Annotated in this window: 19 protein-coding genes; 11 read left to right on the plus strand and 8 right to left on the minus strand. The window is 48.2% G+C overall.

What is annotated here, in order from left to right; translation table 11 throughout:
* Positions 1 to 61: 61 nt before the first annotated feature.
* From fadE to cmoA, 8 genes are all read right to left on the minus strand, one after another.
* Positions 62 to 2,551 carry an acyl-CoA dehydrogenase FadE gene (fadE, locus tag B2X65_RS06495; protein WP_290611389.1) on the minus strand — a complete coding sequence of 830 codons (2,490 nt, stop codon included), beginning with the start codon at positions 2,549 to 2,551 and terminating at the stop codon, positions 62 to 64.
* Between the two features lie 263 nt (positions 2,552 to 2,814).
* Positions 2,815 to 3,576, minus strand: a complete 762-nt coding sequence (locus B2X65_RS06500) for a DUF3108 domain-containing protein (protein ID WP_290611390.1) — start codon at positions 3,574 to 3,576, stop codon at positions 2,815 to 2,817.
* Entirely contained in the window at positions 3,560 to 4,210 is a 651-nt protein-coding gene (gene purN / locus B2X65_RS06505; RefSeq protein WP_290611392.1) for a phosphoribosylglycinamide formyltransferase, read from the minus strand. The genes B2X65_RS06500 and purN overlap by 17 nt, the downstream gene beginning before the upstream one ends.
* A gap of 7 nt (positions 4,211 to 4,217) precedes the next feature.
* Complete coding sequence (gene purM, locus B2X65_RS06510; RefSeq protein ID WP_290611393.1) at positions 4,218 to 5,261, minus strand: phosphoribosylformylglycinamidine cyclo-ligase; 1,044 nt, start codon at positions 5,259 to 5,261, stop codon at positions 4,218 to 4,220.
* Between the two features lie 75 nt (positions 5,262 to 5,336).
* Positions 5,337 to 5,744 carry a hypothetical protein gene (locus tag B2X65_RS06515; protein ID WP_290611394.1) on the minus strand — a complete coding sequence of 136 codons (408 nt, stop codon included), beginning with the start codon at positions 5,742 to 5,744 and terminating at the stop codon, positions 5,337 to 5,339.
* 8 nt (positions 5,745 to 5,752) lie between these two features.
* The gene (locus B2X65_RS06520) at positions 5,753 to 6,640 is read right to left on the minus strand and encodes a LysR family transcriptional regulator (protein ID WP_290611396.1); all 888 of its coding nucleotides are present in this window, start codon (positions 6,638 to 6,640) and stop codon (positions 5,753 to 5,755) included.
* Between the two features lie 23 nt (positions 6,641 to 6,663).
* Positions 6,664 to 7,629, minus strand: coding sequence for a tRNA 5-methoxyuridine(34)/uridine 5-oxyacetic acid(34) synthase CmoB (cmoB, locus tag B2X65_RS06525; protein ID WP_290611397.1), 966 nt, complete (start codon positions 7,627 to 7,629; stop codon positions 6,664 to 6,666).
* A 32-nt stretch (positions 7,630 to 7,661) separates the two neighbouring features.
* Complete coding sequence (gene cmoA / locus B2X65_RS06530; RefSeq protein ID WP_290611399.1) at positions 7,662 to 8,387, minus strand: carboxy-S-adenosyl-L-methionine synthase CmoA; 726 nt, start codon at positions 8,385 to 8,387, stop codon at positions 7,662 to 7,664.
* Between the two features lie 196 nt (positions 8,388 to 8,583).
* On the opposite strand from cmoA, the gene B2X65_RS06535 reads away from it, so the two are divergent.
* The 11 genes from B2X65_RS06535 to tolB all read left to right on the plus strand — a co-directional run bounded on the left by B2X65_RS06535 (position 8,584) and on the right by tolB (position 20,907).
* Positions 8,584 to 11,406 carry a transporter substrate-binding domain-containing protein gene (locus B2X65_RS06535; protein ID WP_290611401.1) on the plus strand — a complete coding sequence of 941 codons (2,823 nt, stop codon included), beginning with the start codon at positions 8,584 to 8,586 and terminating at the stop codon, positions 11,404 to 11,406.
* Positions 11,407 to 11,489: 83 nt separating this feature from the next.
* Positions 11,490 to 13,268, plus strand: a complete 1,779-nt coding sequence (gene aspS / locus B2X65_RS06540) for an aspartate--tRNA ligase (RefSeq protein WP_290611403.1) — start codon at positions 11,490 to 11,492, stop codon at positions 13,266 to 13,268.
* Positions 13,269 to 13,377: 109 nt separating this feature from the next.
* Positions 13,378 to 14,124, plus strand: a complete 747-nt coding sequence (locus B2X65_RS06545; RefSeq protein ID WP_290611405.1) for a YebC/PmpR family DNA-binding transcriptional regulator — start codon at positions 13,378 to 13,380, stop codon at positions 14,122 to 14,124.
* A complete protein-coding gene (ruvC, locus tag B2X65_RS06550) occupies positions 14,124 to 14,645 on the plus strand; it encodes a crossover junction endodeoxyribonuclease RuvC (RefSeq protein WP_290611407.1) in 522 nt (173 codons plus the stop codon). The genes B2X65_RS06545 and ruvC overlap by 1 nt, the downstream gene beginning before the upstream one ends.
* 77 nt (positions 14,646 to 14,722) lie before the next feature.
* On the plus strand, positions 14,723 to 15,340 hold the full coding sequence (ruvA, locus tag B2X65_RS06555; RefSeq protein ID WP_290611409.1) for a Holliday junction branch migration protein RuvA: 618 nt from the start codon (positions 14,723 to 14,725) through the stop codon (positions 15,338 to 15,340).
* A gap of 5 nt (positions 15,341 to 15,345) precedes the next feature.
* Positions 15,346 to 16,356 carry a Holliday junction branch migration DNA helicase RuvB gene (ruvB, locus tag B2X65_RS06560; protein WP_290611410.1) on the plus strand — a complete coding sequence of 337 codons (1,011 nt, stop codon included), beginning with the start codon at positions 15,346 to 15,348 and terminating at the stop codon, positions 16,354 to 16,356.
* A gap of 753 nt (positions 16,357 to 17,109) precedes the next feature.
* The gene (gene ybgC, locus B2X65_RS06565) at positions 17,110 to 17,520 is read left to right on the plus strand and encodes a tol-pal system-associated acyl-CoA thioesterase (RefSeq protein ID WP_290611411.1); all 411 of its coding nucleotides are present in this window, start codon (positions 17,110 to 17,112) and stop codon (positions 17,518 to 17,520) included.
* Between the two features lies 1 nt (position 17,521).
* On the plus strand, positions 17,522 to 18,196 hold the full coding sequence (gene tolQ, locus B2X65_RS06570) for a protein TolQ (RefSeq protein ID WP_414631412.1): 675 nt from the start codon (positions 17,522 to 17,524) through the stop codon (positions 18,194 to 18,196).
* Complete coding sequence (gene tolR / locus B2X65_RS06575) at positions 18,196 to 18,621, plus strand: protein TolR (protein WP_097110104.1); 426 nt, start codon at positions 18,196 to 18,198, stop codon at positions 18,619 to 18,621. The genes tolQ and tolR overlap by 1 nt, the downstream gene beginning before the upstream one ends.
* Positions 18,611 to 19,558, plus strand: a complete 948-nt coding sequence (tolA, locus tag B2X65_RS06580; RefSeq protein WP_290611414.1) for a cell envelope integrity protein TolA — start codon at positions 18,611 to 18,613, stop codon at positions 19,556 to 19,558. Before tolR ends, tolA begins: the two co-directional genes overlap by 11 nt.
* Positions 19,558 to 20,907 carry a Tol-Pal system beta propeller repeat protein TolB gene (tolB, locus tag B2X65_RS06585; RefSeq protein ID WP_290611415.1) on the plus strand — a complete coding sequence of 450 codons (1,350 nt, stop codon included), beginning with the start codon at positions 19,558 to 19,560 and terminating at the stop codon, positions 20,905 to 20,907. The genes tolA and tolB overlap by 1 nt, the downstream gene beginning before the upstream one ends.
* Positions 20,908 to 20,927 lie beyond the last annotated feature (20 nt).

Genomic DNA, 20,927 nt, shown 5'->3' on the forward strand with positions numbered 1-20,927 from the left:
GGTCAGCTTAACTGACCGGCATTAGCCAATTGGCAGGTTTTTTATTTTGTTTAAGCTAGCTTTACGCTGCTTTGGTTTTTTTGCTTTGTTGTTCATTCAATGCGTCAGCACCGTTAGGTTGCTGGGTCAGACTGTTGTCAGCAGCCAGATATTCCGGCTCAAAGTCATCAACATTAATCACAAATAACCGGCCTTCTTCTGCTAAGCGTAGTTTAGCCGCTTCGTCCTGGCTGATAACACCAAGTTCCAGTCCCAGGTCAGCGACTTCATGCAAGCGATAAAATGGCAGACGTTTGTTGGCAGCTTTGCTGACTTTATCGAACAGCGGTTCAGCGGCCAGAATGTCCAGCAGCACCTGTTCAACCCGACCTAACTGGTTACCTGGCTCGTTGGTCAGATATAAATGCAGACCCAAGCGAGAACGCGCTTCACAAGGGGTTTGCATAATACGGGCAACCTGGTGCTCCACTTTGTCTGAGGCTTTGCGCAAGGTGCGACCCCAGGGGAATACCACTCGCTTTAACACTACACCCACGGCACGGTTAGGGAAGTTATCAAATAACTCGTCTAACGCCAGCTGAGCTTTTGCCAGATTATCTTCACAGGCCCACTGTACCAGTGGTAAATCCTGCACTTGCCGGCCTTCATCGTTAAAGCGCTTTAACACTGCTGAGGTTAAATACAACATACTTAAAATATCACCCAGGCGGGCTGAAATACGCTCGCGGCGTTTTAAATCGCCACCCAGAGTGGCCATCGCCACATCTGACATCAGTGCCATAGCAGCGCTAAAGCGGTTCATCTGCTTATAGTATTTCGCCGTGGCATCATTGTAAGGCGCATGACTGAACATGCCGCCGGTTAACGACAACCAGAAGGTCCGGAAGAAATTACTGATAGCAAAACCGATATGACCAAACACTGCTTTATCAAAGGCCGTTACTGCGGCGCCTTCGTCTTCCATTTGCGCAGCTTGTAATTCAGCCAGTACGTAAGGGTGACAACGGATGGCGCCCTGACCGTAGATAATCATATTGCGGGTTAATATATTGGCACCTTCAACGGTAATTGCTACCGGCGCACCCTGATAACCGCGGGCCAGGTAGTTATTCGGGCCCATACATATGCCTTTACCGCCATGCACGTCCATCGCGTCGTTAATTGCGGTGCGCATCCGCTCGGTCATATGGTATTTGGTGATGGCTGAAATGACTGACGGCTTCTCGCCTAAATCGATAGCACCCACCGACATGGTTGTCGAGGCGTCCGCCATATAGGCATAGCCACCAATTCGGGCCATCGCCTCTTCCACGCCTTCCATTTTACCGATAGGCAATTTGAACTGACGACGAATACGGGCATAAGCGCCGGTAGCCATTGCTGCCGCTTTAATGCCACCTGTGCTGTTAGAGGGCAGGGTAATCGCCCGGCCTACTGATAAACACTCGACCAGCATTTTCCAGCCCTGACCGACCATAGGTGCGCCACCGATGATGTAGTCAAGTGGTACAAAAATATCATCGCCCTGCGTCGGCCCATTCTGAAACGGCACATTCAACGGGAAATGACGACGGCCAATTTTAACGCCAGGCGTGTTTGCCGGGATCAGGGCACAGGTAATACCCAGCTCTTCTTTATCACCCAGCAATTTTTCCGGGTCATATAATTTGAATGCCAGACCTAATACCGTAGCAATAGGCGCCAGGGTAATATAACGTTTATTCCAGGTAAGACGCATACCCAGTACTTCTTTACCTTGCCATTGCCCCTTAGTTACGATACCAAAATCAGGGATCGCACCGGCATCCGAGCCTGCTTCCGGGCTGGTCAGCGCAAAACAAGGAACGTCGAGGCCTTTGGCCAGACGTGGTAAGTAATGATTTTTCTGATCGTCAGTACCATAGTGCTGCAACAGCTCGCCGGGGCCTAATGAGTTAGGTACGCCAACGATGCTCGATAGCATCATGCTTTTGCTGGTCAGCTTTTGCAGAACGCAAGACTGAGCATAAGCAGAGAATTCGAGACCACCATATTTCTTCGCAATAATCATTGCAAAGAAGCCTTTAGTTTTCAGATAATCGTAAACTTCAGGTGATAAATCAGCACGTTCATGGGTGCTGTGCCAGTCATCAACCATGGCCAGCAATTCTTCAACCGGGCCGTCCATGAAAGCTTGCTCTTCAGCACTTAAACGTGGCTTAGGGAAGTTATGCATTTTATGCCAGTCGGGGTTACCACGAAACAAGTCGGCTTCCCACCAGGTGGTACCCGCGTCAATAGCTTCTTTTTCGGTCGTCGACATTTCCGGCATTATCTTGCGATACAAGCCCAACACCGGTTTGGTTATGTATTGCTGACGGACACTGGCAATATTTAATGGCAAGGCCACAATTAGAAACAGTAACCAGGCAAAAGTGCCGATGGTGTCGGTCAGGCTGCCTACGACCAACAACGCTGCAATAGCGGCGGTAAACATGGTTAGGCTGGCGCGATAATACGCTAACACACCGATTGCCACGACAATGGCAACTATGAGAAAAAACACGTTCATTGTTAACTCCTGATAAGAGGTCAGACCACTAGCATTAAAGCTTAGATGGCTTTGGAAAAAGTTGCAAGCAAAATCCGGTATTTCCTGCTGCAATTCTTTACACATTCTATTTAACATGACTAACTACGGTCAGACAGGGTTTGCTGGCTCAGTATGGTTGTCATTCAGACATTGGAATAGTGTAGCTTAATGCAGACAGTTGGCAGCGCCAGCGGGTGCTGAATATGTAGCAACGCTGGCGCGATAAGGCTTGGAGATGGTATTTACTGCGGGGCGATAAACTCGAGCTTGTGCAGTTGCACGTCAAATTGTTCAACATTATCTTCGCCACGCCACAAACGTACCAGCATATAATCAAGTTCTGGTGCTACCCAGGCGTAAACTTGTTTTTCCGGATCGTCCATTCTGGCGATGCGTAAGGTATGCACTGTGCCGTAGGGCAAGGCTAAAGGTTCCTCCATCACCACCTTATAGTGGTAGGTTTTACTGTTGCCGTTGCGATTTAACACGTCATAAAAGAATTCTGTTTTACCGGCCCGCAGGTCGAGCACAAGTTGTTGATGATAGCTTAAAGGATCCAGCCAGTTATCTTGCCAGCTGTCGGCTTTAAGTTCTTTTGACTTGCCCACCAGCAATTGCTCTTTTACCGGATCCAGATGTAACTCATAATGGCGGCTGGGGCCGGAACCCTGACGTTTCATCACATAATTAAGCGGTTGAATTTGCTGGTTCTCTACCACAAACTCACTGGTTTCCTGCCGTTTATCACTGAAAATCAGCCAGCTTATATCGCTGCTGTAGCCCATTTGATAGCGATCGTTACTAAATTTAAGGTAGCGGTTAGCCTCGCCATGATTTTTGCCGGCACGGTACACCAGATAATCGGCGCTGAAAAGACGGAATTGGCCAGCCTGATCAGCAGTGGCTGAAGTTGGGGGAGTCTGAGCGTACGTTAGTCCGGAATGTGTTAGCAGGCTGGTAAACAGTAATGACGCCAGCAGGCGCCATTTAAAATTCGTCCTCATCGTTCGCATATCCTTGTTCCGACAATACATTATTATCTAACCATGCCTTATCGCCGCGTTGTTGTAAACGGTTTTGACAGAACCAGCGGATAACCAGGGGATATAGCTGATGTTCCTGCTCGTGCACCCGTGCCGCGATAGTAATGGCGTCATCTTCAGGAAATACCGGCACCTTCGCTTGCAAAATAACCGGACCACCATCCAGCTGCTCCGTGACAAAATGCACACTGCAGCCGTGTTCGCGGTCACCGGCATCAATTGCGCGCTGGTGTGTATTCAATCCCTGATACTTCGGCAATAAAGACGGATGAATGTTCAATAATTTTCCAGCATAGTGGCTGACAAAGCCTGCAGTGAGGATCCGCATAAAGCCGGCAAGCACCACTAAATCAGCCTGGTAACTGTCTATTAAGGTAATTAATTCTTTATCGTATGCATCACGGCTGGCAAAGTTTTTATGGCTTAGCGCATGGTTTGCAATGCCAGCGTCAGCTGCCCGTTGTAACCCGTAAACCCCGATTTTGTTAGATATTACTGCCGTTACCTGGCCAGCAATAAAACCGCTGGCACAGGCATCAATGACGGCTTGTAAATTAGATCCATTGCCTGAAATCAGTACTACTATCGATTTCATTGTTGGCCTATTCGTTGATAATCACGAGTTCTTCACCGGTAGCCGCGTCCTGAATTTCACCCAGGTGCCATGCCGTTTCGCCTGCCGCTGTTAAGCTGGCCAGCGCCTGCTCCAGTTGTGCAGCGGGCACGACCAGCATCATACCGACCCCACAGTTAAAGGTACGATACATTTCATGGCGGCTGATATTGCCTTGTTGCTGTAACCAGTTAAAAATGGCGGGCCACTGCCAGCTGTTACCGTTGATGACGGCTTTGGTATTCTCAGGTAAAACCCGTGGGATATTTTCCCAGAAACCACCCCCGGTAATATGGCACAGCGCATGTACCGGCATCTCTTTAATTAACGCCAGCAGGTTTTTCACGTAAATGCGGGTTGGCTCCAGCAAATGATCCGCCAGACTTTTTCCTTCCAACAGGGTATCAGCCGATTGACCGCTCACTTCCAGCACTTTACGCACCAGGGAAAAGCCATTTGAATGAGGCCCTGATGATGCCAGCGCAATAAGCTGATTACCGGCTTTAACTTTGCTGCCATCAATAATGTCGGCTTTTTCTACAACGCCAACACAAAAGCCGGCAATGTCATAATCGTCGCCATGATACATGCCTGGCATTTCGGCAGTTTCACCACCTACCAGGGCGCAACCTGATTGCACGCATCCTTCGGCAATGCCAGCGACTACAGCCGAAGCGGTGTTAACGTCCAGTTTGCCTGTTGCGTAATAATCAAGGAAAAACAGCGGTTCTGCGCCTTGCACGACCAAATCGTTTACGCACATGGCAACCAGGTCGATGCCGACACCATCATGTCGTTTTAAATCCATGGCCAAGCGCAGTTTAGTGCCAACACCGTCGGTTCCGGATACTAAAACCGGTTCTTTATAACCTGCCGGAATTTGACATAAGGCGCCAAAACCCCCTAAGCCTCCCATGACTTCCGGACGGGTGGTACGTTTAACTGCACCTTTAATCCGTTCTACCAGGGCGTTGCCGGCATCTATATCAACTCCGGCGTCTTTGTAGCTTAAAGATGTATTGTGCTCGCTCACGGCTTTCCTCGATTGGCTGTATTGGTTGGCTTAATCGGCGCGTATTTTACCTGTATAATGGCGCAGACAAAAGCATTACTGCATTACATTTGCAGCAGCTTGTTTTACGTAGTTAGCCATCAGAATAGAATTGTCCTGGGTGATCTTATGGTAACATACTGAAGCAAATGGAAATTCTCTGTCTGATAACTGAACTGAAATATAAGGTGCTGACGGATCTGCGGTATTGTTGTGCCAGCTACCACCGTAATTAGCGATAAATACTTCACCAATATAAGCGCCAATAATATTTGTTAAGGTAAATATTAGCTCTGATGAATGACTTTGCTGCTGCTGATGCTGATGTAACGTTGATAACACAGTATCAATGTCTTTAAGGCTGGCCAGCGTAAAATCCAGCGTCAGTTTATGCTCCTCTGCAATATAGGCTACTGCATCGCGGGACGCTTCTTGCATTAGCTTCGATATATCAACACTTTGCATAATAATCCTTATTTAAGATGTTCAGCCAGAATTAACTGGCGTAATTGTTTGCTGCCGGGGCCTAATGTTTCTTCCTGAGGTGTTAACAATGACATAGGGGCCAGACGCTCTGAACTGTTACTCAGCTGTATTTGCACCAGGTCACCCTTCGCCAGAGCCGAGGCCACCGTAAAGTCAGGCAGCCAGCAAAACCCCAGACCCAGTTGCAAAATTTCAATGGCCTCATTGAAGTTATCGACCGTCCAGCGTTGTTCAGCTTTTAACCAGCCGATATTTTCCAGTGGTTTTTGGGCGGTATCCCGGATAACAATCTGTAAATACTGGCTTAGCTGATTTTGATCTAATCGAAGCTGATTTGCCAGTTCATGTCCGGCACCCACCACGGCAATAAAACGGCTGACATATAAAGGTTCGCTCAGATAACCTTTAGGCACAACACCGGCGATAACTAAATCCGCTTTTTTCTGAACAATAATTTCACTGGTGCCGGTTAAAACGGTATCTATAATTTGTACTCTGCTACCACGGCTTAATGGGTAAAATGTTTGTAAGGCACGGTATAAAAAGTGCTTGGGGTAGGCCAGTTCTACCGCAATCCTGATTTCCGGTTCCCAGCCTTGCTCGATATTATCGGCCAGTAGCTCGAGATCTTCAATTTGCTGGGTCAGCACCCTTGAACGGCGCAACATCACTTCGCCAGCATCGGTAAGCTGTGCTTTGCGACCGATGACCTCCAGCAGTTCTACCCCCAATTGAGACTGCAGTTTGGAGACTGCATGATTAAGTGAAGACTGGCTTTTATTCAATAATTCAGCGGCCTGCGCATAACCACCGGCATCGACAACTGCCTGCAAAATGCGCCATTGTTCCAGAGTTGATCGAGGGCGGTAGGGCATATAAAGCCGGGTCCTGTAGCAAATTAAACAGTGGCAATAATCACGGCACGTTGTGGCGCCGGATAACCTTCAATGGTTTTACTATGGTCAGTCGGGTCAAGAAAATCAATTAAACTTTCATTTTCCATCCACGGGGTTGCTCGCTGTTCTTCCAGCGTAGTCGTATTTAAATCAACTACTTTCGGGTTTTTAAAGCCAAGCCGGCTTAGCCAGTGACACAACGCCAGGGTGCTTGGAATAAACCAAACATTGCGCATTTTGGCGTACCGCTCGCCCGGCACCAGCACCGTATTTTCGTCACCTGTTACTACCAGGGTTTCCAGGATCAGTTCGCCGCCAGGGCGCAATTGTTGTTTTAACTGTTGCAGAAAGTCCAGTGGTGAGCGCCGATGGTATAGAACACCCATTGAAAATACCGTATCAAACTGGGCCAGGGGGGGCATATCATCAATGCCGACCGGGATCAGATGTACTTCCGGGTCCGGATTAAAATGCTTAATAGCCTGAAACTGGCTGTAAAACAGCTGAGATGGGTCAATACCTACCACAAAATTGGCACCTTCACCGCGCATCCGCCAAAGGTGATAGCCACTGCCGCAACCTACATCGAGCACATAGCGCCCCTGCAACGGGCTGATATGCGGCAACACCCGGTTCCATTTAAAATCTGAGCGCCACTCAGTGTCAATCTCAATACCATGAATAGAAAATGGCCCTTTGCGCCAGGGCTTAAGTTGTTGTAATAAATAGCGGATCCGCTCCGCTTCACCGGCATTGATGTCGGCCGCCGAGCCAAATTGCACGGCGGTGCTAAGCTCACACGTGCTAACGGTTGTCGCTGGCAAGTGGCCAACGACTTTTTGCCACTGTTTAAAATCACCGTGCAGTGCATGTTTCTGCCACTGTGCTAATTGGGCTGGCAGGGTTTGCAGCCAGTTATGCAGCTTATTCGTTGCTAACTTAGCGTAGAACGGAGTGAAGTCGAGCATGACATATTCCTGTAAATATCGGCCTGTTGTCGTTATTTGACCGCGAGCATAGAGCAAAAATTAAAACACTGAAACCACAAGCTTTGCTCGCTAAATCCCGCTTGTTGCAGCCGTTGCTGATGTTGCGCCAGGGTGTCGGGTTTCATCACGTTTTCCAGCGCGGAGCGTTTCTGGCTTATCTCCAGCTCGCTATAACCATTGGCACGTTTGAAATCCAGATGCAAATCCACTAACAGGCTGTTAGTGGCGTTACTGTGGGCGATAAACTTTTCTGACAAAATGAGTACGCCACCGGGTTTTAAGCCCTGATAAATTTTAGTTATCAATGCATCACGATCCTCGGGTGCCAGAAATTGCAGGGTGAAGTTAATGACCACCACGGCTGCATCTTGGATTGAAATATCGCGAATATCGGCAAGTTCAAGACTAACCGGAACCTCAGAGCGAAATGCCAGTAAATGCCGTTCACAACGCTCCAGCATGGCTTTGCTGTTGTCGACCGCAATCAGCCTGGCGCCAGCAACGGTAATATTCCGGCGCATTGCCAGACTTGCCGTACCGAGTGAGCACCCCAAATCATAAAAATTACTTGCTGGTTGCTGATAGCGGGCAGTTAATTTGCCGATGGTTTGAATAATCGTCTGATAACCAGGAATAGAACGCTGAATCATGTCAGGAAAGACCTCAGCGACCTGATCATCAAACCGGAAATCCTGGATCTGAGCCAGAGGCTCGGCGTAAATATGATCTTTTTGCATAGACAAAAGTACCGGTGCTGCGCGGGGTAAACTACTAAAGCGCGATAATAATAAGTAGGTAGTTTACCTGAATTGTTACAGGCCGCCAAAAGCAAACTGCACTGCCAGATTAAATGATGTTATGCCTGGTGGCACTGCTTGACCCAGACCGGCAGTAAGGGTACAACACTACTATTTGAACGAGCAGTTTAAACACATGATCAGACGTTTATTGCGCTTTGCTGCCGTATTGCTGTTGTGTTTTATAAGCAGTGCTGGCGTTAGTGCTGAACCCGACAGGTTAACTGTGGCGCTAAGCAATGACACCTACCCCTATATGTTTGTTAATGAAGAAGGTCAACCTGACGGCCTGATCGTTGACTACTGGCGAATTATTGCCAAACAACAGCAAATAGAAATTGATTTTGTGATGGCAGACTGGCCAGCAACTGTGGCGTTGTTAAACGCCGGTAAAGTCGATTTTCATGGCGGCATGGGGTACACAGAGCAACGTTCTGTCGCCTATCAGTTACACAGTCTTAATATCACCATCTATAGTAATATCTTCGTTCACCGGGATTTGCTTAATGTAGTAACACTTGCCGACTTAACACCGTACGCGATTGGTGTATTAGAAAATTCCAGTCATGTACCCACCCTCGAAAGACAACTGCCAGAAGCTCCACTGCGCATTTTTAATACGGCAACGCAAGTATATGACGCGGCGTTAGCAGGACAGTTAAAAGCCTTCGCTAGTCTTGACCGGCTACCACCGCGGTATAGTAAGTATGAAGAGCTCAACAAACAATTTCCGCTTTATAAAAAAATTCCGTTGCAGGCAATAGATTTAGTTTTCGGCGTGCCACTTGATTCACCCTACGCCAGCCTACTTAAAGATTATACTGAGGCGGTATCTTTAGATACGCTGAACGAGCTGGAGCGCAAATGGTTGGGCTTTGCAGCAGCTAAAGATGATACATTATTACTGGGTCTGGCTATATCTAACCCTCCTTTTATGAACGTTTCCTCCCAGGGCGAGCCAACGGGTTTACTGGTTGATCTGTGGCGGCTTTGGTCGGAAAAAACCGGTATTAGTGTGGCTTTTGTGCCGGATAACTCATTAAACAGCCTAACCAGTCTGGCAAACCGGCGGACCGACGCTCATATCGGTTTTCCGGATATTGATGATCTTAACCCTCAGCTGACAAAGGCATATCACATTTATAGTTTCAGCTCCGTTTATTACAAGTTAAAAAAGAGTACGCAACAACCGCTAAGCAGCGACAGTGAAGCCAGGGTGGGGATTTTTTCATTCGCAACCTATCTCGATGAATTACAACAACAATATCCCAAAGTAGTCTTCAGTCGCTATTCAAGTTTAGAAAGCATTACCAATGCGGTGATAACCGGTGAAATTGACGGTTTTTTTGGCGCTGGAGCCGTGCTGGATTTCAGGCTCAGGCAGTTAAATTTGTGGGATGATTTTGTCGTAGCGCCGACCACGCAGTTTTATGCACCCTTATATGTATTGGTGCATAACGACAACACTAAGCTTGCCGCAAAAATTAGCGACGGTTTTAATCAAATTAGCTTAAATGAATTAGAGCAAGTGGAACAAAAATGGATTGCTGCAACCGAACTGCGTTACTTCAGCAGTTTTAAAAGCAATATACCGTTACATTCAGATGAGCGTCAGTGGCTGAAACAGCATAGCCTGCTGCGGGTTGGGCTTATCAGCAATTGGCCACCAATGGAGTTTGTTGATGACGATGGCAATATTGCTGGCGTCAGTCATGAAGTGTTGCAATTGCTGTCGCAGCGCCTGAACATAAATTTCGACCTGCGTGTTTATGACAATTTTGAGACTATTTTAAGTGATTTAGAAAACGGCAAACTGGATTTAGTAACAAATGTCGTTCCGAAACCCGAGCGACTTTCTTACGCCCACTTTACGGAGCCATTCTGGTCAGTAAAGTGGGCGGCGATTGGTCTTATAAACGGCGAGAACATTGATAGCATCCGGCAACTTAGTGGCAAACGAGTAGCCGTTTTTAAAGATTATCAATTGGCGCAGCAATTAACAGATCTGGCTAATAATGTTGACGTCGTTCGGATTAGCAGCGTTAAAGACGGTATTCGTATGCTGCAGGGAAATCAGGTTGATTTTGTGCTGGAAACATTAGAGGCAGGCAGCCGGGCACTGACTGAATCAAGTTTAGTTAATTTGCGCATGCAAGTAATTGATGATGTGCCCGATTACCCTTCGCTGATAGCGGTTCGCAAAGATTATCAGCCACTTGTCACCATTTTGAACAAAGGACTGCGCAGCATAAGTGAAGCCGAACGCAACGAAATTTACCAGCATTGGTTCGATTTTGAAATTACCCAAGGGATAGATAGCAAACGGGTACAGCAGATAATATGGCAGGTGGTGGCAGTAACCCTGGTATTTTTAACTCTGTTTACTATTTGGAATTTATTTTTACGCCGGGAAGTCAACCTGCGCCGGGAGGCCGAAGAAAAAATGCGGCATATGGCCACCCATGATGATTTAACCGGGTTGCCGAACCGCAGCTTACTAAAAGAGCGGATTGATCAGGCGCTGGAACAACATAGCCGTCACAACGAAATTTTAGCGGTACTATTTATCGATCTTGATGGCTTTAAAGACGTTAATGACCAATATGGTCATGACGCGGGGGATGAGTTATTACTGAAACTTGCCGGGGTCATGGATAGCTGTGTACGAAAAAGTGATACGGTAGCGCGTTTTGGCGGCGATGAATTTGTCGTGTTGCTGACCGCGCTATTGCATCGTGATGATGCCGCTATTGTGGCAGAGAAAATTGTGTTTCAGCTAAGTCAGCCGCTGCAGCTGTCTTTTGCGCAGGTTAAAGTGGGCGCCAGCATTGGTATCGCCACTTACCCCCACGATGCCACCGATAGCAGTGCACTGTTAAAAGAAGCCGATAAACAAATGTATCTTGCCAAGCAGCAAGGTAAGAACGGCTACAGTTTCACCGAACGAGAGTTTTCGTGAACGGGCAGTGACATTAAGCGCCATTTCTATATAATTGGCGGTCATTTTACAGCAGCTGACCAACGAGATATAAGGAAGGGTTAATGCGTAGCCATTACTGCGGTTTTTTAAATGCCCAACAAGCAGGGCAACAGGTTTCATTGTGTGGCTGGGTTAACCGGCGCCGGGATCTCGGTGGCGTTATTTTTATCGATTTGCGTGACCGTGAAGGTATGGTTCAGGTTATTTGTGATCCGGATTTAACGGAACTGTTTGATCTGGCCTACACCCTTAGAAATGAGTTTTGTATTCAGGTTACCGGCGAGGTGCGACTGCGCCCTGCATCACAAATTAATGCCGACATGGCAACCGGTGAAGTTGAAGTTTATGCCAGTGGCTTAACGATACTGAATAAAGCGGCGCCACTGCCGCTGGACTTTAATCACGACAACAGTGAAGAGCAGCGTCTTAAATACCGTTACCTGGATTTACGCCGGCCCGTGATGAGCGAACGGTTAAAGTTTCGGGCCAAAGTGACCAGTTTTGTGCGTAACTTTATGGATGGTAATGGCTTTTTAGACGTTGAAACACCCATCCTGACTAAAGCGACGCCAGAAGGCGCCCGCGATTATCTGGTGCCAAGCCGCACTCACAAAGGTCAGTTTTTTGCCCTGCCGCAGTCACCACAATTGTTTAAACAATTGCTGATGATGTCTGGCCTTGATCGATACTATCAAATCGTCAAATGTTTCCGCGATGAAGATTTGCGGGCAGACCGCCAGCCAGAGTTTACTCAGATTGATATTGAAACCTCGTTTATGAGTGCTGAGCAAGTGATGGCAGTGACTGAACAAATGGTTCACCAGTTATTTTTACAGTTACTGGACGTCGATCTTGGCGATTTTCCGCAGATGACCTTCCATGAGGCCATGCGGTTATATGGCTCCGACAAACCGGATTTACGTAATCCTATGCAGTTTGTCGATATTGCCGATCTGGTGAAACAGGTTGAGTTTAACGTGTTTTCCGGCCCGGCAAATGATCCAAAAGGACGGGTCGTGGCGCTAAAAGTGCCTGCGGCTGCCGATAAAATATCGCGCAAAGACATTGATAACTACACCAGCTTTGTCGGCATATACGGTGCTAAGGGCCTGGCCTGGATGAAAGTGAATGATGTCAGTGCCGGCATTGATGGCGTGCAATCGCCGGTAGCGAAATTTTTAACTGCCGACATTGTCAGCAGTATTTTGCAGCGCACGGCGGCTGTAAACGGCGACATGATTTTCTTTGGTGCTGCCAGTTATAAAGTGGTGTGTGAAGCCATGGGCGCATTGCGGCTGAAACTGGGCGACGATTTAGGCATAACGGTGCCAGGCTGGAAGCCACTGTGGGTTGTCGATTTCCCCATGTTCGAAGAGAACGACGATGGCAGCCATACCGCAGTGCATCATCCGTTTACGTCACCGCTGGATACCGCTGGCTTTTTAGCGACCCCAGAAGCGCAACTTGATCATACTAATTTATTATCAAACGCTTATGATATGGTACTAAATGGTACGGAATTGGGTGGCGGCTCTGTTCGTATCCACAGCGCTGAGGTGCAGGCCAAAGTATTTAAATTACTGGGTATCAGTGACGAAGAGGCCACTGAAAAGTTTGGTTTCTTGTTGGAAGCCTTAAAGTTCGGGGCACCACCGCATGCAGGTTTGGCATTTGGTTTAGACAGACTGGTGATGCTGATGACCGGCGCAACGTCAATTCGCGACGTGATGGCTTTTCCGAAAACAGCGACGGCAGCCTGCCCGCTGACAGATGCACCCGGTGAAGCTAATAGTGCGCAACTGGCCGAGTTAAGCATTCAGGTTATCAGCAAAGCGCAATAGCAGCATATTGGTGCTGTACAGATCGTTTCGAGTAGATATTCCCGGTAAGTTGTAATCCTGCTCCGGCAAATGCCGGCGCAGGGTGGTTACCTAAAGCGAGGAGTGAAATATGGCCGGCCATAGTAAATGGGCGAACATGAAGCATCGCAAAGCCCGCCAGGATGCTAAAAAAAGTAAAATATTCACCAAAATTATTCGTGAGCTTACCGTTTCAGCCCGTAGCAATCCTGATATCAGTGCAAACCCGCGGCTACGTCTGGCAGTAGATAAAGCGCTGTCAGAAAATATGACCAGAGACACTATTGATCGGGCGATCAAGCGCGGTGCCGGGGCAACAGAGGGTGAGAATTACGAAGAGTTAGTATACGAAGGCTACGGCCCGAATGGTGTTGCCATTATCGTTGAAACGATGACCGACAATAACAAACGGACAGTAGCTGATGTGCGCAACGCCTTTACCAAAAATGGTGGCAATCTGGGTACTTCAGGCTCGGTCAGTTATTTATTTGCTCGACGCGGAGTGCTGTTGTTCGCGCCCGGAGTCGACGAGGATGCATTGCTCGATGTCGCCCTGGAAGCTGGCGCTGAAGATGTACAAAACCATGAGGATGGTAGTACCGAGGTATTTACCAGCCCTGAACATTACAACGATATTAAAGATTGCCTGGCGGCTGCCGGTTTTACCGCAGATAATGCCGAAATAGATATGATTCCTTCTATTCGTGCCCAGGTTGATACAGACAATGTTGGCCGGTTTTTTAAATTGATTGATATGCTCGAAGACTCTGACGATGTACAGAATGTGTATCACAACGCTGATATTAATGACGATTTACTGAACGAGCACAGTGCGTAGTGAACATTATTCTGGGGATTGACCCCGGCAGTCGTCTTACCGGCTATGGTGTAGTGCGCCAGCAAGGCAACAAATTTGTCTATATGGCCAGTGGTTGTATCAGGCTGGGAACTGATGAACTGCCAGAGCGTTTAATACGGATTTTCAACGGAATTTCCGAGATCATTACCCAAACTCAGCCGACCATATTTGCTATTGAACAGGTATTTATGGCCCGTAATCCCGATTCTGCACTAAAGCTTGGCCAGGCTCGTGGTGCGGCTATTGTTGCAGCTAAACATGCCGGGCTTGAGGTTTATGAGTACTCAGCAAGGCAGGTAAAACAGGCGGTAGTAGGAACTGGCGCGGCTGATAAAGCGCAGGTGCAGCATATGGTTCGCTCGTTGTTGCAACTTAGCGCCAGCCCGCAGGCTGATGCTGCCGATGCTCTTGCTGTCGCGCTATGCCATGGTCATACTCAGCAAAGCTTGGTAGCATTAGCTGGCCAGGCACGGAAAACCGTGCGCCGCCGCTTGCGTTGAAGCCCGCTGGCTTAAGCTGGCGCATACCAATATATGTCACCATTAAAATTTAACACAATAAGAAGAAGCGCTGCCTGATGATTGGACGTTTACAAGGTGTACTACTGGAAAAGCAGGCTCCTGATATTTTGCTTGACGTTGCAGGCGTTGGCTATGAAGTACAATTGCCCATGACCAGCTTCTACCAGCTGCCTGAACCGGGAGAGCAGGTGATTATCTTTACCCATTTTGTGGTGCGTGAAGATGCTCAGCTGCTTTATGGCTTTATTACCAGTACCGAGCGTAGTTTGTTTCGTCAGCTGATAAAAGCCAACGGTGTCGGTCCGAAACTGGCCCTGACAATTTTGTCAGGAATGACGGCTCAGCAGTTTGTCCATTGTGTGTTGCACGACGAAATCAGTACCCTGGTAAAATTGCCCGGGGTGGGTAAAAAAACCGCCGAGCGGTTAGTGATAGAAATGCGCGACCGCTTAAAAGATTGGGGCGCAAGCAGCACGCCGGTTACGGATCGGTTGACGCTGAATGCCGATGAGGCAATTTTTGCGCCGCCGGCCAGTGCAGAGCAAGATGCGTTAAGTGCTTTGCTTGGGCTGGGATACAGTCAGGCTCAGGCCAGTAAAGCGGTAAAATTAGTTAAACGCGCCGACATGAGCAGTGAGCAACTGATCATGGCTGCCCTAAAAAGTATGGTATAGCCAGGATGATTGAAGCTGATCGAATGATCCAGGGCACTGCGACCCGCGAAGATGAAGTAATTGACCGGGCCATCCGGCCGAAAACCCTGGCCGATTACACCGGACAGCAACATGTTCGTGAACAAATGGCTATTTTTATAGAAGCGGCCAGAGGCCGTGGCGATCCGCTGGACCATTTATTAATTTTTGGGCCGCCTGGCCTGGGTAAAACTACCCTGGCAATGATTGTTGCCAATGAAATGGGGGTGAATATTAAAAGCACCTCCGGTCCGGTACTGGAAAAGGCCGGAGACTTAGCGGCACTGCTTACCAATCTTGAACAAAATGATGTGTTGTTTATCGATGAGATACATCGTTTAAGCCCGGTGGTAGAAGAGATCTTATATCCGGCGATGGAAGATTATCAGCTGGATATTATGATAGGTGAGGGCCCGGCGGCCCGCTCTATAAAGCTGGAACTGCCGCCTTTTACTCTGATAGGCGCCACCACCCGCGCCGGCGCGCTGACCTCGCCGCTACGTGACCGTTTTGGTATTGTGCAGCGGCTGGAGTTTTATAAAGTGGATGAGCTAAGCGACATTATTCAGCGCTCAGCACACTACCTGAATTTAACCCTGGATAAAGAAGCTGCGACGGAAATTGCCCGTCGCTCCCGCGGAACCCCCCGGATTGCCAACCGTCTGCTGCGCCGGGTACGGGATTATGCTCAGGTTAAATCAGACGGCACTGTGTCGGTGGCCGTAGCCGCGCAAGCGCTGCAAATGGTCGATGTGGATGCAGAAGGTTTTGATTATATGGATCGCAAGCTGATCCTGGCCATTATCGATAAATTTATGGGCGGGCCGGTCGGTCTTGATAACCTGGCAGCGGCAATTGGTGAAGAAAAAGAAACCATAGAAGATGTGCTCGAGCCCTTTTTAATCCAGCAGGGCTTTATTCAGCGCACTCCCCGTGGCCGTATCGCCTCGCCCCGTGCCTATCAGCACTTTGGCTTTGACTTACCCAAACCAGAATGAAAATAAGGCGGCAAGTGAGCGCAGCCAACACCGCTGTAGTGCCAAATCGGACCTAGGGTATTCGCTAACGAGTTGGTGCTGCAGCTAGGCGGCAAATTAAATTGCAATACGAGCATAGTCGACTATGTGAGTGTTGCAGTTTAATGCAGCCAACAACGCTGCAGTGCCAACTAGGACGCGAATAAAAAAAAAGCCCGCTCAAGGGAGCGGGCAAAGTTGAAGTCGTGCTTCAATAAATCCAGGGAACATGTTTGAAACAGCAGCAAAACTAATCTTAGCCATCAGTCATACCACTTACGTGAACTTTACTAAACAGGGTAACCCTCTTACCTTGTCTTTGCGCTAGCTCTGAACACAGGGCGTATGTTAAAGACTTCGAGTAATTACTTCAAACGAGAAAAATTAGCGCCATGGTATTAGTTAAACTAATGTGATGCGGTTAAACTGTTGTGCGTTAATTAACCGGTTAATTTGCAGGGAGTGAAAGAAGGCCTTTATTCATGTGCGATTAAGTTTCAATGTGGATGATAGCTCGGATTACTTTTTGTAGTTGTTCATCGCAGTTTCGGCCTTTTTTATGCTAAAACCAAGCCTGGGTAAAGGTTTGAACTTAAATGTGCTGACACAGTCTGCTTTTTGAACAGAATACAAGTGGTAGTTATAAATAAATATAGTTGCATTGGAAGCTTGCCAGCCATTGAGTTTACCGTGCTGGCTAATTATCATACGCGGCAAAATAAGATGTGGTTATAAATGGCAGATAACAGCTTCACCTGGCCGGTACGGGTATATTATGAAGACACCGATGCGGGTGGTATTGTTTATTACGCGAATTATCTGAAGTTTTTTGAAAGGGCTCGCACAGAATGGTTACGGGCGCTGGGTATTGAACAAGACATATTATTGTCAAATAATATCGGTTTTGTTGTTACGCAGGTTTTAATGAATAACAAAAAAAGTGCAGGGTTTAATGAATTATTGACGGTTTCCAGTCAAATCAGTACCTTAAAGTCTGCTAGTATCATTTTTTCCCAGCAAATTTATAATGCTTCGGCCCAGTTAGTGTGTCAGGCTGAAATTAAAGTTGCCTGCATTGACCAGCAGGCTATGAAAGCCCGGCCAATGCCGGCCGAAATTGCAGAGGTGTTAACGCGTGTCAGGTGAAATTTCCATTCTTCATTTATTACTCGATGCCAGTATCGTAGTGCAGATAGTAATGCTTATTCTGGTAGGGATGTCAGTTGCCTCCTGGAGTATGATTTTTAAACGGAAAAACGTACTGCAAGCCGCGCTGGCCGACGCCAAGAGATTTGAAGATAAATTCTGGTCGGGTGTCGATTTATCAAAGCTGTACGCTGAGGTGAGTGCCCGGCAGAGTAATAGTGGCTTAGAGGCATTGTTTAAAGCCGGTTTTAAAGAGTTTGCCAGGTTACATAAAAGCAGCCGGCAACAGCCTGCGGCGGTGATGGAAGGTGCACAGCGCGCGATGCGCGTGGGCTTGTCCCGTGAAGTAGAACGTCTGGAGACTAATTTACCTTTCCTGGCGACCGTGGGTTCTATCAGCCCCTACATTGGCTTGTTTGGAACGGTATGGGGCATTATGAATTCTTTTATCGCCTTAGGTGCAGTGCAGCAGGCGACCCTGGCGATGGTCGCACCCGGTATTGCCGAAGCGCTTATTGCAACAGCGATCGGTCTGTTTGCGGCAATACCGGCAGTTATTGCTTATAACAAATTCTCGCATCAGGTTGAGTTACTGGAAAGCAGCTATGTAAACTTTGTCGAAGAGTTCTCTAATATTTTGCACCGCCAGGCGGTTAACAGTAACGAGGCAGCCTGATGTACGTTCGCAAAAAGCGGCGAATGATGGCCGAGATAAATGTCGTGCCGTACATTGATGTTATGTTGGTGCTGCTGGTGATTTTTATGGTTACAACCCCATTGATTACCCAGGGGGTAAAAGTTGAACTGCCAAAATCTGCAGCAGAGCCCATTGCGCAAATGACGGAAGGCAAAACGCCATTAGTGGCTACGGTAGACAGTGACGGTTTATATTATTTTGAGAAAGATGGTAACCAACAAGGCCCTTTTACCTCAGCAGAGCTGCAGGTTGAAGTGGCGAGCTGGCTGACGATAGAACCCGGCACTCAGGTTATTGTTAAAGGTGATAAAGCGGTAAGTTACGAAGCGGTGATACGTTTAATTAATGTTTTAAAAAATGCTGGTGCGCCGGCAGTAGGTTTAATGACTGACAATGAAGTTTGATAAGCTTAAGCCAGCCCTCACTCCGTCGTTAGCAAAATCTGTGGCCTTACATGTCGCAATTTTGTTGCTGCTGATTTTTGGAGCCAGTATTAGTTTTAAGCGCAAAACGGTCGAGCTTTCTATCAGCGCTGAGCAGGCGGTTGAGAGCAACCCGGCGCCGGTAGAGGCCGTGGCAATTGATCGGAAGCAACTAGAGCAGCGGGTCGCCGAACTTCAGAAAAACCGCGATGACGCTAAACAAGCAGAAGAAGATCGGATTGCGGCGCTGGAACGCAGAGCTAAACAGGCTGAGCGTGACCGGGCGGCAGAAGAGCAACGCTTAAAGCGGGTAGCAGAAGAGAAGCGACAGGCAGACGAAGCGGCACGTAAATCAAAAGCGGCAGCGGCTGAAGCGCAAAAGCAGCAACAGGCCGAAACCGCAAAAGCCAAGCAAGCTGAAGAAGCTCGCAAGGCGCGCGAGGCAGAGCAGAAAAAAGCTGAAGCCGCAGCGAAAGCTGCTGAAGAGCGGCGTAAGCTAGCGGAAGAAGAAGCCGCTAAGGCCCAGGCCGAGCGTGAGCGCAAGGCGCGTGAGGCAAAAGAGCAGGCCGAGCGGGAACGGCAAATACAGGAACAGCTTGCAAACGAGGCAGAGGCAAGGCGCCAGGCCCGTGCTCAGCAAGCCGTTACTGAAGTGCAGCGCTATACCGCGATGATCCGTGATGCGATACAACGTAACTTATTGGTAGATGAAAACATGCGTGGAAAATCAGCCAGGATTAATATCCGGCTGGCAACCAGCGGCTTTGTAACCGACGTGCGCTATGTTAGTGGCGACCGGCAGGTAGCAGACGCAGCAATTCGAGCAGTGAACCGGGCAGGAACCTTGCCGGTATCTACTGATCCTGATGTTTATAATCAACTGAAAGATATAACTTTAACGGTGGCACCAGAATTTTAATGATGATGAATGTACTGAAAAAAACGCTTATTCTTACCCTGTTACTGGTACCGGGATTAGCCCGCGCATCTTTAGAGATAGTGATTACCGAGGGTATTGACTCTGCCAGACCAATCGCAATTCTGCCGTTTAGTTTTAATGGCACCACCCGGCCTACTGAGAATCTGGCTGAGATTGTCTCTGCCGATTTAATGCGCAGCGGCAAGTTTAGCCCGCTGGCCAGAATTAAAATGCCGCAACAACCGAATAAAGCCAGCGACATTAACTTTGCCGCCTGGGCGAAAGAGGGGGTTGAGGCCATTGTAGTAGGGCAGATCAATGAAATTGGCATCGACCGTTATACGGTTAGTTTTGAACTGGTTGATGTGCTTAAAGGTAACAGTGGTCCCAGTTCACAAATGCTCAACGCCGGTAAGCTGGTCACCAGCAACGAACATATTCTGGATAGCCGTGAAACGACGATTAATGGTGGTCAGTTTCGCCAATATGCGCACCGGATCAGCGATATTGTTTATGAGAAACTGACCGGTGAACGCGGTGCATTTTTAACTAAAATTGCTTATGTACTGGTCCAGCCGGATACCGAGTTTCCTTACCAGTTGGTGGTAGCGGATTATGATGGCGTAAACGAGCAAATATTGCTGCGCTCTAAAGAGCCGTTAATGTCACCCAGTTGGTCACCTGATGGCACCAAACTGGCTTATGTAACCTTTGAACGGCGTCAGGCTCAGATATTTATACAAGATATATACAGTGGCCGGCGTACGGTAGTCAGCACCTTCCCGGGCATTAATGGCGCGCCGGTGTGGTCACCCGATGGTGAAAGCTTAGCCCTGGTGCTGTCTAAGGATGGAAACCCGGAAATCTATACCTTAAATATTGCCAGCAAGGCGTTACGTCGTGTGACTAATCAACGCGCTATCGATACCGAACCAAGCTGGTCACCGGATGGCAACGAGTTAGTGTTCAGCTCGGACAGAGGTGGCAATCCGCAACTTTATAGCGTAAATTTAGTAACGGGTACCACCAGAAGGTTAACGTTTGAAGGTGAGATGAACCTGGCGGGCTCTTATACCCCTGATGGTAGCACTATTGTAATGGTGAACCGGATGCAGGGGCAGTACCATATTGCAAAAATGGATCGGCAAAGCCGTTTCCTGCAGGTATTAACCAAGACCAATCTGGATGAGTCTCCCAGTATTGCGCCAAATGGTTCGATGATTATATACAGCACTATGCACGGTTCGTCGCAGGTGTTGGCACTGGTTTCAATGGATGGACGCTTTAAAGCCCGACTGCCGGCGATCAATGGACAGGTCAAATCGCCGGCCTGGTCACCTTTTTTATAAAACAAAAACGTGGTTAACTT

This window comes from Arsukibacterium sp. UBA3155 (genome assembly GCA_002364615.1).
Lineage (GTDB): Bacteria > Pseudomonadota > Gammaproteobacteria > Enterobacterales > Alteromonadaceae > Alishewanella.